Genomic DNA, 11,329 nt, shown 5'->3' with positions numbered 1-11,329 from the left:
TGGAAACTTCTGGCGGAAAAAGATAATGCGTTTTATCCAAAATTGTTGTATACTATTGCATATACGCAAAAGACGAATTTTGGGAGAACGCAGGATGGGCAGTACCAATTCTATGAGCCGTGAAAATAAAAAAAAGCAGCTGAAGCGTCAAATCGTACCTTCCGGCAGTCCCTTCCAGGAAGAGGAGGACAGCCGGGAAATCGTTCACAAGGCGCACCAGCGTGTAGTCAGGAAGCGCCTGATTATTCTGGCTGTGCTTGTTGCCCTGGCAGCCATAGCAGCCCTGGTGCTGTTCCGCTATGAACGTTATCATACCTTTACGGATTACCAGACAGTATGGGAGCGGGACCTGGTGGCTGAAGCCCAGGAAGCCGCGGCCCAGGGTGAAGGGAGCTTCTGCGGGTACAGGGATTTCGGGGACGGAGTCCTCAAATATACCAAGGATGGAGCTACCTATCTGGACGCCAAGGGCAAGGTGGTATGGGTGCAGAGCTATGAGATGAGAACCCCCGTGGTATCGGTCAACGGCGATTTTGTGGCCATTGGGGACCAGCAGGGCAACAGCATCTACATATGCGATAAGAACGGGACCCAGGGCCAGGCCACCACGCTGCTGCCCATATTGAGGGTTACAGTGTCCGCCAAGGGCGTGGTGGCTGCCCTTCAGGAGGATTCCAAGGCCAGCTATATCTATTTATATAAAAGAGATGGAAGCCCTCTGGACATCATGGTAAAGTCTCTGCTGTCAGGGGATGGGTATCCGGTGGACTTAAGTCTTTCGCCAAATGGCACGCAGCTCATCACATCCTATATGTATCTGGATCAGGGTGTGATAAAATGCAAGATTGTATTTTATAATTTCGGACTGGGTAAAAATGATCCCAACCGCGTAGTGGGTATATTCTTTCCCAAGGACCTGGGAGATGCCATGGCGGGCAGGGTCAGGTTTCTGGATGAAAGCCATTCCGTCATATTTACGGATAAGGGAATACAGTTCTTTTCAACCAGAGTGGAGACATCGCCGGAGCTGGTGAGCCAGATTCCCATAGAGGAGAATATAAGGAGCATTACATATGCTCAGGATAAGGTTGGCATTGTTACAGATAATGTGGAAGGCGGCGATCCTTACAAACTGAGAATTTATGACAGGGAAGGAAGCCCTGTTTTTGAAAAGACCTTTAACTACCAGTATACCGGATTTGATATTGACGGTGATTTGGTTCTTTTGTATAATGACAGTTCCTGCAAGGTTTACAACATGACAGGTACGGAGAAATATAACGGAACATTTGATTTTACGGTCAGCAAGGTATCAGCAGGAAGGTTCCCGGGAACGCTTCTTGTCATGGGACCTCAGAAAATGACGGAAATAAAGCTGCAGTAATGCAGGAATAAAAGTGAAAGGAAGTATAGATACCATGGGGATGAAATGTATCGGAGTAGATGTCGGAGGAACTTCGGTAAAAATCGGACTTTTTGAGATTACGGGAGAGCTTTTGGACAAGTGGGAAGTAAAGACCCGTAAGGAGGAAGGCGGAACGCATATCCTTCCTGATGTGGCCCGGTCCATCCGTGCCAGGATGGAGGAAAGAGGGCTGAGTCTCAAGACGGACCTTGTAGGTATCGGGCTGGGAGTCCCCGGACCGGTGATGCCGGATGGATTTGTGGAGGTATGTGTTAACCTGGGATGGCGCCGGATGAATCCCCAGGAAGAACTCAGCCGCCTGCTGGACGGAGTCACTGTAAAGAGCGGAAATGACGCCAACGTGGCTGCCCTGGGAGAGATGTGGCAGGGCGGAGGCAAGGGATATAAGGATTTGGTCATGATTACCCTGGGAACCGGTGTGGGTGGCGGTGTCATCATTGATGAGAAAATCATTGCCGGTCGTCACGGTCTGGGCGGTGAAATTGGCCACATTCACGTAAGAGATGAGGAATGGGAGCACTGCAACTGCGGAGGAGTGGGCTGTGTGGAGCAGATTTGTTCGGCCACAGGCATAGCCAGGGAGGCCAGAAGGAAGATGGAAGCCAGCGATAAGCCATCTGCCCTGCGGGAATATGGCGCGGATGTCACGGCCAAGGATGTGCTGGACGCAGCCAAGGCAGGGGATGAGCTGGCCAATGAAGTGATGGATGTGGTGGGACGCTACCTGGGACTGGCCTTATCCATGGCGGTCATGATTGTTGACCCGGAAATTTTCGTTATAGGCGGAGGCGTATCCAAGGCAGGACAGTTCCTGATCGATGTTATCCAAAAGCATTATGATTATTTTACCCCCATATCCGAGTACAAGGGTAAGCTGGGACTTGCCACCCTGGGAAATGACGCAGGCATATACGGGGCCGCAAGGCTGGTACTGTAGGGCTGGTATTGTAAGGCCGGTATTGTAGGGCCGGTACTGTATGGCTAAAGCTGCAAGGGCTTATCAAGGTATACACACATTTAGCAAATTAATAAGGAGCAGGCACCTTTGTTTCAATGTGCCTGCTCCTTGTTTGTATAATTTGTCTGATAAATGAACTTTTTCCAAGAGGTACGTATCTTTTGCCTGTAAATACCCGGTCAGTTACATTCCGGGAATCCAGCTACATTCCGGGAATCCAGCTACATTCCGGGAATCCATACGCCGGACGCATCAACCCAGAAGTTATCAGGTGTACGTGTATTGGCATACATGGCTCCGGTGGAAGGATCCAGGTAATAGCTCTTACCGTCCAGTTCAATCCATCCTGTGGCCATATATCCCTCTGCGTCAAAATAGTACCACTGGCCGTTAATCTGCTGCCAGCTGGAAACCGGATAGGAGCCGTCTGCATTGCTGTACCACCAGCGGCCGTCCGCTGCTGTCTGCCAGGTGCCTGCCGCTGGCTGGGAATTGTCCGAGACAGTATTGCCCAGGGCAGCGATATCTGCTTCGCTTACTGTCCATGAGCCGGATGTGTTCCAGCTGCTCTTGGCGCTGTTGCTGGACTTTACGGAGCGGACCTTGAACTGATAGGTGCCGGGTGCCGTAATCTGCTCCCTGAAATCATAGGAGGTATTATAGATGTCCTTGATTTCGCCTATGGCAGCTCCATTTTTAATCAGCTGGGTCTGATAATATTTGGCGCTTGAAACCTCGTTCCAGGAAACGTTACCATTGTGGGCGGAATCCCACTGAAGGTTGGAGGGGGCAGCAGCTGCGCTGGTATCCGCATCCTTGTCAAATACGAGCTGGACCGTAAGGATAAGAGTGGCGTTGCTGTCCTGACGTTTAGCGTTTACGAATTTAATCTTATCAAAGCGGTATTTGCTGGAGGAGCCTAAGGTCAGCTTAAAGTTGCTGGATGATGTATTGGAAAAATAGTATTCCTCCTCATCCTCCACCCCCAGGATGATGTCTACCTGAGGCGGTTTGGAACTGCTCCAGGTGTCTCCATCATCATTGGTGACCTCCCAGGAGTCTACATAATAAAGACCGGTATTGTCTCCGGTAGCAGTGACCTCCACATCTCCTCCATCACGTCCGGTGCGTATGTCGGAGTCAATGGTGAGGTAAATCTTGCCTACCTTTTTCTTGCTTGCCGCCATGGCTGCAGGAGCCAGGACGGAAGAAATAAGGGAAGCAACTAACAATGCGGTGCCCACTTTTTTCCATGTAATCATGTCTGCCTGTCCTTTCTTTTTAAATCATTTTGGAATGAATTATACATTTCACCATAATATAACTATATCACAATTTCCTGGTAAATATCTTACGATATTATAAAACATTTGTATACTGGGAAACATTCCCATAAGCTCCTGAAATCCGGTGTTACAGACATTTCCTAAAGGTTAGTGGAACGGGGCAGTGAAAAAATAAACTCTGTTCCCACGCCTTCCGTGCTGACCACGTCAATGTTCTCGCCGTGTGCCTGTATGATTTCCTTTACAATGGACAGGCCCAGTCCGGTGCCCTTCTTATCCTTGCCGCGGGACAGGTCCGTCTTGTAAAAACGTTCCCAGATTTTCTTTAAACTGTCCTTGGGTATGCCGATACCTGTATCCTTGACCGACACAAATATTTTTTCATACCGCCCCGATGCCTGGATGTAGATGGTGGAATCGTGATGGCTGAACTTGATGGCATTGTCAATAAGGTTGTACATGACCTGCTGTATTTTTCCAAGGTCGGCAAAGACCATCTGGATGTCGTCTGAGAAGGTAAGATCAAAGCTTACATTTTTGGACTCGCAGGTGCCTTCAAAGGAGGCTGCCGTATCCTTTATGACACGGTTGATATCAAAATTGGTCCTGGAGAGGTAGCCCCTGGCATCCAGGGAGTTAAGGGTAAGCATGCTCTCTGTCAGCTTGTGAAGGCGTTCTGTCTCGGATATGACTCTGGACAGGTACTTTTCATACATTTCAGCCGGTATGGTGCCGTCCAGAATGGCTTCCAGATATCCCTTGATGGAAGTCAGGGGAGAGCGGAAGTCATGGGATACATTGGCAATGAAATTCTTCTGGTATTCCTCCATCTTATTCAGCTCATCGGACATGTAATTCAGGGTGTCGGAGAGGTAACCCATCTCGTCGTGGGTCTTGACATCAATCCGGTAATCCAGATTTCCGGCCGCATATTCATTGGCACCCACTGTAATCTTGCGAAGGGGCAGGTACACGGTCTGGGTAAATACCAGAAGAATAATAAGGGACAGGCCGAACAGGACAGCGGATGTGATGTAAAGGATGCTCAGGATGCCGTTCTGGGACTGGTTGATTTCGCTGATGGGAAGGTGAATCAGCACATAACCGTAGGTGTTGTAATTCCCTGTGATGGGTGCCGACACGCTGAGTACGTTCCCGCTGAACATCCCATAGTAATCCCCTATGGTATAGGACCGGTTTCCGATGGATGCCGGGTCAAAGCCGTTTATGGAGGACTGGACCCTGGAACCGCCCAGGCTGTCCATAACCACGGTGCCCTGTCGGTTGACCACCCATATCTCAGCTCTCAGATAGTGGGACAGCGCCCGTATTTGGGTGGAAACCTCCTCGGAATCCAGCCGTTTCCCCTGATACATGGTGCTGCATGACGAGGCGATGATATTTGCCTCGTCATACAGCGCGTCCGCCTTGCTCTGGACCAGATAGTCACGGGTCATTTTTGATGAAAATGTGGCAATGGCGATAAAACCCAGCAGACCGAAAATCAGATATCCCAGTATAAATTTGGAATAAAGAGAACGGGTCATCGTTTCACCTCGAATTTATAGCCGATTCCCCAGACCGTGGTGATGGCCCAGCTGTTGTGATCCTTTATCTTTTCCCGCAGACGTTTGATATGTACATCCACGGTGCGGGTATCCCCGATGTATTCATAACCCCAGATATGGTCCAGAAGCTGTTCCCTGGTAAATACCTGGTTGGGGGAAGCCGCCAGAAAATACAGAAGCTCCAGCTCCTTTGGCGGCATTTCCACGGAGTGGCCCATATAGATTACGGAATAATTGGTAAGGTTCACAATCAGGTCCGGGTACTCCACGTACTCGCCCTGCTGTTCAGTGGACGATGGAGCCGGGGCCGGTGCTGCCTGGTAACGGCGCAGCACTGCCTTGACGCGGGCCACCAGTTCCTTGGAGTCAAAGGGTTTAATCATATAATCATCTGCCCCCAGCTCCAGCCCCAGTACCTTGTCGAAAATCTCTCCCTTTGCGGACAGCATGATGACCGGTACCTGGGAGGAAGCGCGCAGCTCCCTGCAGACCTGATAACCGTCTATACCGGGGAGCATCAGGTCCAGCAGTACCAGGTTGGGCTTGAATTCCGGAAATACCTTAAGGGCTTCCTCGCCGTCCCCCACAATCATTGTCTCATAACACTCTTTCATCAGGTAGAGGGAGATTAATTCTGCAATATTTGCATCATCATCCACAATCAGAATCCTCTGCTTCTCTGCCATGCTATAGTTCCTCCTTGCTGCTGATTTCTACTTAAATGTCACAACGGTTACGCCTGAATCGCCTTCTCCAAACTGGCCCAGGCGGAATTCCTTTACATATTTGAGCTGGCGCAGGCGCTTGTGCACCGCGTTCTTAAGGGCTCCGGTTCCACGGCCATGGACCACGCGCACTGTCTGGAGATGGGCCAGATAGGCGTCGTCCAGATATTTTTCCATGGCAGGCACTGCCTCGTCCACAGTCATGCCTATGAGGTTGACCTCAGCGGACACAGTGGAGGATTTGGACATCTTAATCTGGCTGCTGCCGCTTCCCTTACCTCTGGCGGCCTTTCCGCCATAGCTTATGGAACTTCCGTCTCCCAGTGTGGCGCTTATGTCCTTTTCATTAAGAAGCTCTAAATCCCGGATATTCACCAGGGAACGGAGAATGCCCATCTGGACATATAAATCGCCTCTGGCATTGGGCAGGGTGCTTACGGTGCCTTTCAGGTTCATGGACAGCACTTTGACACCGTCCCCTATTTTCAGTTTCTTGGGCGAGATGGGCTGGCTGGGTCCCTTTGGTTTCACGGTCAGCTTTTCATCTGTTTTCTTTAACTGGTCCCTGAGCCTGGCGCGTTCTGCTTCCAGTTCCTTGCCCACGCCTGAGCTGGCAGCCAGCTTGTTAATCTGCTTGATGGTCTGGTCCGCGGTTTCTTTGGCCTCCCGCAGGATGCGCTGGGCTTCCTCGGTGGCATTTTTAAGAATCTTGTCCTTGCGCTCGTCCAGGCGCTCTTCCTTCTGGGTCAAACGGTTTTTTAAGGAGGCAATTTCATCCTTATAGGCGTTGATTTCAGCCTGTTCCTTCTCAATGGTCAGCCTGCTGGATTCCAGGCTGGTTAACAGATCCTCAAAGGACTCATCCTTGGCCTCCAGATGGGATTTTGCGTCGTCAATGATATATCCGGGCAGCCCCAGCTTCTGGGAAATGGCAAAGGCATTGCTCTTGCCGGGAATACCGATGAGTAACCGGTAAGTGGGCTGCAGGGTTTCCACATTGAATTCGCAGCATGCATTTTCCACTCCGGGCGTGCTGAGGGCAAATACCTTCAGTTCGCTGTAATGGGTGGTGGCCATGGTGCGGCACTTCATGTTGTGCAGGAAGGAGAGGATGGCAATGGCCAGGGCCGCTCCCTCTGTAGGATCCGTACCCGCGCCCAGCTCGTCAAAAAGACAGAGGGACCGGGAATCGGCTTCATTTAAAATGCGCACAATATTAGTCATATGGGCGGAAAAGGTACTTAAGCTCTGTTCAATGCTCTGTTCATCCCCGATGTCCGCGAATACCTGGTCAAATATAGCCAGCTCCGATCCCTCCCACGCAGGGATGTGAAGCCCGGACTGCCCCATAAGGGTAAACAGGCCCACTGTTTTTAAGGAAACAGTCTTGCCGCCTGTATTTGGGCCGGTGACGATTAGCAGGTCAAACTCCCTGCCCAGCCATACGTTGATAGGTACAACGGCCTGGGGATTCAAAAGGGGATGGCGTCCGTCCTTGATATGGATATAGCCTTTGTCATTGAACACAGGGGCGCTGCACTTGTAATGGCGGGCCAGGCCTGCCTTGGCAAAAATAAAGTCCAGCTGCGCCAAAAGCTCCATGTCCATGCGAAGCTCCTCTGTACAGGGCGCTGCCTGATTGCTCAGGGAGGCTAAAACCGCTTCGATTTCCTTTTGCTCCTGTATCTCCAGTTCCCGCATCTCATTGTTCAGCCGGATAATGGCCATGGGCTCAATGAAAAGGGTGGAACCAGTGGCTGACTGGTCGTGGACCATTCCAGATACCTGGTTTTTGTATTCTGACTTTACCGGAAGGCAGTAACGTCCGTCCCTCATGGTGATAACTGCGTCCTGAAGATAGGAGCGGTTGGAGTTGAGGATGGAGTTTAACTGGGTGTGGATGCGGTCAGCTGTCACCTTCATGGAACGGCGCACATGGGATAATCCCGGACTGGCATCATCCGCAACCTCGTCCTCAGAGAGGATGCAGCGTTTGATTTCATTGTTCAGAGGGGTCAGCGGCTCCAGTCCCGCAAACAGGGGTTCCAGGGAGTCGAAGTCATCCTGGGGTTCGCCGGTTCCCCTTGCGTCATCTTCCCCGTCATGGCGTCCGTAGGCCTTGGCTCTGGCTGCCACGGTCAGGAGGGAGCTTATGGAGAGCAGTTCGGGTATGCTTAAGGAACTGCCGATATCCAGGCGTTTCAGGGAATCTCCGATATCCCTGATACCTGAAAATGACACGGAACCTTTGAGACGGATCCGTGTCACTGCATCCGTAGTCTGTGCCTGCCAGGTGCGCACTTCTTCCAAATCAGAGGAAGGAGAGAGGTTCTGGCAGAGGGCCTTTCCGAGAGGAGAAGCCGCATATTCTGTGAGCTGGTTTATGATTTTATCATATTCTAAAGTTTTTAACGCTTTCTGATTCATTGATTTCACCTGTGATTTCCGTAAAAATGCTGGATTTAAAAGGACTTTTTCCCAAAAGCCGACATTTAAATTATACCATAAAAAACGATATTTACTATCTTTTTTACTATCTTTTCATATATAAAATCTTGCATAATACTGGGAAGAAACGTATAATAGAGGGTAAGAGTCTTCGCAAGGAGGAGTACTATGGCGGATAAACGTGCTGACCAGCATAGAGATTTAGACCGGCAGGACCAGACTCCGGACAAGTCCCATCGCTTTATTAATGAGAAGATTGTCCGGCAGCCAATGACCAGACGGCAGATTGCCCGGAAAATCCTGTTGACCATTTTTTGTGCCGTTCTGTTTGGCGTGTTGTCGGCCATTTGTTTTGTTGTGAGCAGACCTGTGGCTGAAAGGATTTTAGGTCAGGAGACTCCTGAGGAGAGCAGCCAGATTACCATACCAAAGGATGAGCCGGAAACCACGGCTCCTGCGGCGGCAGAGACTGAGCCCACAGAACCGGCCATGACCGAGGCAGTGGATGAGATGGTACGCTCTGAGATGGAGAAGTACCGTTATTCCATTGATGATTTGAATAAACTGTACAGTAATCTTCGCACCATTGCCAGTGACGCGGATGACAGTCTGGTGGTGGTCCATTCCATTCAGCATGAGAAGGACTGGTTTGACAATCCCATCGAGACATCAGGACAGTTCTCCGGAGTGGTCATAGCCAGGACCCGCACTGAGATACTGATTCTCACGCCGGACAAGGCTGTGGAGGCAGCTGATTCCATTGAGGTAGCGTTTCCGGACGGAACCATGATGGCCGGAATCGTGAAGCAGAGCGATACCATTATGGGACTGTCTGTGGTAAGCGTGGACGCGGGCCAGATGGACAGCGAGCAGTTTAAGAAGGTGGAGGCCATCAAGCTGGGCAACTCTTACGGGGTAAAGCAGGGCGACATGGTGGTGGCTATCGGCGCGCCGGCGGGTATTGTCCATTCCAGCGATTATGGAAATATATCCTATGTGGTGCGCAATGTCCATACGGTGGACGGCAGCTCCAGGGTGTTCTATACCAGCGCCAGCGGAGACGCGGAGGCGGGAACATTTCTCCTGAATACTTCGGGTGAGCTCATCGGGTGGGTCACGGACAAATACGACGAGGATGGAGTGTGCAGGATGACCACAGTGGTGGCCATATCTGACTATAAAGGTATACTGGAAATGATGAGCAACGGTATCCCGGCCCCGTATTTCGGCATCAAGGGCCAGGAAGTGAGCCAGGCCATGGCGGACAGCGGAATGCCTTCCGGTATTTATGTGATATCGGCAGTGACAGACGGCCCTGCATACAACGCAGGCATACAGCCAGGGGATATCATCACATGGATGAACGGCGAGAAGGTGGGAAGCCTGAAGGATTTCCAGAACCAGGTGGAAAGCCTGCACGCAGGAGATAAGATTAAGGTGGCGGTCCTGAGAAACGGCAAGGATGAATATACGGAAATTGAGTTTTCGGTGACGGTTGGCGCCAGGTAGCGGCTGGGCTTTTGAAAGGAATTGGAGCCGGGCAGAGATGACAGCCGGAGAGTTTGATACCCGGCGGCGGCAGTGAAAAGGCGGCAGTGGACAGGTGGCAGTTTGCGCCAGGTAATGTAAGAAGTCAGGCAAAGGGGCCAGGCAGTGTTAACCGCCTGGCTGCGTTGCTGTCAGGGAGTGGAATGAATGGAACTGATGGCGGTATGAATGGCGGTATGAATTGCCAGGCGTATAGACAGGGTAATCATTGGGTTTTAAAAGTGGGTTTTTCAAGTGGGTTTTAAAAGTGGATTTATAAAATAGGTTTATAAAATAGAAAGAAGAGGAAAATTGAACATGAGATATATCGACACCTTCAGGGAAGGTATGCACATTGCAGATGTATACCTGTGTAAGAACAAGCAGATTGCCCTCACGAAGAATGGCAAGGAATACGGCAATCTGGTAATGCAGGACAAGACAGGTACCATTGACGCCAAAATATGGGATTTGGGTTCTCCCGGAGTCGGGGAATTTGAGACCATGGATTACGTTCATGTGGAGGCGGATGTGACCCTGTTCCAGAGCTCCTTTCAGCTGAATGTACGCCGGATACGCAGGGCGCAGGAGGGAGAGTATGTGGAGGCAGATTACCTGCCGGTGTCAAAGAAGGATATAAAGAAAATGTACGAGGAGCTGCTGGGATACATAAGAAGTGTGAAGAATCCCTATCTTCAGAAGCTGCTGAGCGGCTATTTTGTGGAGAACGCGGCATTTGCAAAGGCGTTCCAGTTCCATTCCGCGGCTAAAACCGTGCATCACGGATTCGTTGGCGGCCTGCTGGAACACACGCTCAGTGTGACAAAGCTGTGTGATTACTATGCCGGATATTATCCGATGATTAACCGTGATTTGCTGCTGACAGCAGCTATCTTCCACGATGTTGGTAAGACCAGGGAACTTTCACGCTTCCCGGAGAATGATTATACCGACGATGGACAGCTTCTGGGCCACATTATCATCGGTACTGAGATGGTGGGTGAAAGCATCCGCTCTATACCGGGATTCCCGGAGAAGCTGGCTACAGAGCTTAAACACTGTATTCTGGCCCATCACGGGGAATTAGAGTACGGCTCCCCCAAGAAGCCGGCGCTTTTGGAGGCATTGGCCCTCAACTTTGCCGATAATACGGATGCCAAGATGGAGACCATGATAGAGGCGCTGCAGTCCGGCGGGGAGAATAAAGGATGGCTGGGATACAACAGGCTGCTGGAGTCTAATATCAGAAAGACAACGGAATAGGCGTTAAGGTTGGATAATATAGAGAAATAACAGGACCGAATATATAAGGCTGAAAACATTTAGTTTGGGTACGGGATTGCAGGATGTGTCCTTGACCAGTGTGTTTTCGGCCTTTTGTGATAATGGGG

General features: G+C 50.7%; 8 protein-coding genes. 4 read left to right on the top strand and 4 right to left on the bottom strand.

All coding sequences use genetic code 11. From position 1 onward, the window contains the following. Positions 1-94 precede the first annotated feature (94 nt). Both CGC65_RS27935 and CGC65_RS27930 read left to right on the top strand, forming a co-directional pair. Positions 95-1,384 carry a DUF5711 family protein gene (locus CGC65_RS27935; protein WP_002566871.1) on the top strand — a complete coding sequence of 430 codons (1,290 nt, stop codon included), beginning with the start codon at positions 95-97 and terminating at the stop codon, positions 1,382-1,384. Between the two features lie 34 nt (positions 1,385-1,418). Then, a complete protein-coding gene (locus CGC65_RS27930; protein WP_002566870.1) occupies positions 1,419-2,363 on the top strand; it encodes an ROK family glucokinase in 945 nt (314 codons plus the stop codon). Between the two features lie 242 nt (positions 2,364-2,605). On the opposite strand, the gene CGC65_RS27925 is transcribed toward CGC65_RS27930, so the two are convergent. From CGC65_RS27925 to CGC65_RS27910, 4 genes are all read right to left on the bottom strand, one after another. Further along, positions 2,606-3,646 (bottom strand): hypothetical protein, encoded by a 1,041-nt coding sequence (locus CGC65_RS27925; protein WP_002566869.1) that lies wholly within the window; start codon positions 3,644-3,646, stop codon positions 2,606-2,608. 164 nt (positions 3,647-3,810) lie between these two features. After that, entirely contained in the window at positions 3,811-5,217 is a 1,407-nt protein-coding gene (locus tag CGC65_RS27920; protein ID WP_002566868.1) for a HAMP domain-containing sensor histidine kinase, read from the bottom strand. Further along, positions 5,214-5,924 carry a response regulator transcription factor gene (locus CGC65_RS27915; RefSeq protein ID WP_002566867.1) on the bottom strand — a complete coding sequence of 237 codons (711 nt, stop codon included), beginning with the start codon at positions 5,922-5,924 and terminating at the stop codon, positions 5,214-5,216. Before CGC65_RS27915 ends, CGC65_RS27920 begins: the two co-directional genes overlap by 4 nt. A gap of 27 nt (positions 5,925-5,951) precedes the next feature. Next, positions 5,952-8,390, bottom strand: coding sequence for an endonuclease MutS2 (locus CGC65_RS27910; RefSeq protein ID WP_002566866.1), 2,439 nt, complete (start codon positions 8,388-8,390; stop codon positions 5,952-5,954). Positions 8,391-8,579: 189 nt separating this feature from the next. Here CGC65_RS27910 and CGC65_RS27905 point away from each other — a divergent pair, with 189 nt between their 5' ends. Further along, positions 8,580-9,920 carry a S1C family serine protease gene (locus tag CGC65_RS27905; protein WP_002566865.1) on the top strand — a complete coding sequence of 447 codons (1,341 nt, stop codon included), beginning with the start codon at positions 8,580-8,582 and terminating at the stop codon, positions 9,918-9,920. 336 nt (positions 9,921-10,256) lie between these two features. After that, a complete protein-coding gene (locus CGC65_RS27900) occupies positions 10,257-11,201 on the top strand; it encodes a 3'-5' exoribonuclease YhaM family protein (RefSeq protein ID WP_002566864.1) in 945 nt (314 codons plus the stop codon). Positions 11,202-11,329: the final 128 nt, after the last annotated feature.

Source organism: Enterocloster bolteae (genome assembly GCF_002234575.2).
GTDB classification, from domain to species: Bacteria; Bacillota; Clostridia; order Lachnospirales; family Lachnospiraceae; genus Enterocloster; species Enterocloster bolteae.
This window is presented reverse-complemented; position numbering and strand designations above follow the sequence as displayed.

Coding starts and splice junctions, on each gene's coding strand:
- CGC65_RS27900 (WP_002566864.1), top strand. CDS start 10,257: ATGAGATATATCGACACCTTCAGGGAAGGTATGCACATTGCAGATGTA.
- CGC65_RS27915 (WP_002566867.1), bottom strand. CDS start 5,924: ATGGCAGAGAAGCAGAGGATTCTGATTGTGGATGATGATGCAAATATT.
- CGC65_RS27920 (WP_002566868.1), bottom strand. CDS start 5,217: ATGACCCGTTCTCTTTATTCCAAATTTATACTGGGATATCTGATTTTC.
- CGC65_RS27905 (WP_002566865.1), top strand. CDS start 8,580: ATGGCGGATAAACGTGCTGACCAGCATAGAGATTTAGACCGGCAGGAC.
- CGC65_RS27910 (WP_002566866.1), bottom strand. CDS start 8,390: ATGAATCAGAAAGCGTTAAAAACTTTAGAATATGATAAAATCATAAAC.
- CGC65_RS27925 (WP_002566869.1), bottom strand. CDS start 3,646: ATGATTACATGGAAAAAAGTGGGCACCGCATTGTTAGTTGCTTCCCTT.
- CGC65_RS27930 (WP_002566870.1), top strand. CDS start 1,419: ATGGGGATGAAATGTATCGGAGTAGATGTCGGAGGAACTTCGGTAAAA.
- CGC65_RS27935 (WP_002566871.1), top strand. CDS start 95: ATGGGCAGTACCAATTCTATGAGCCGTGAAAATAAAAAAAAGCAGCTG.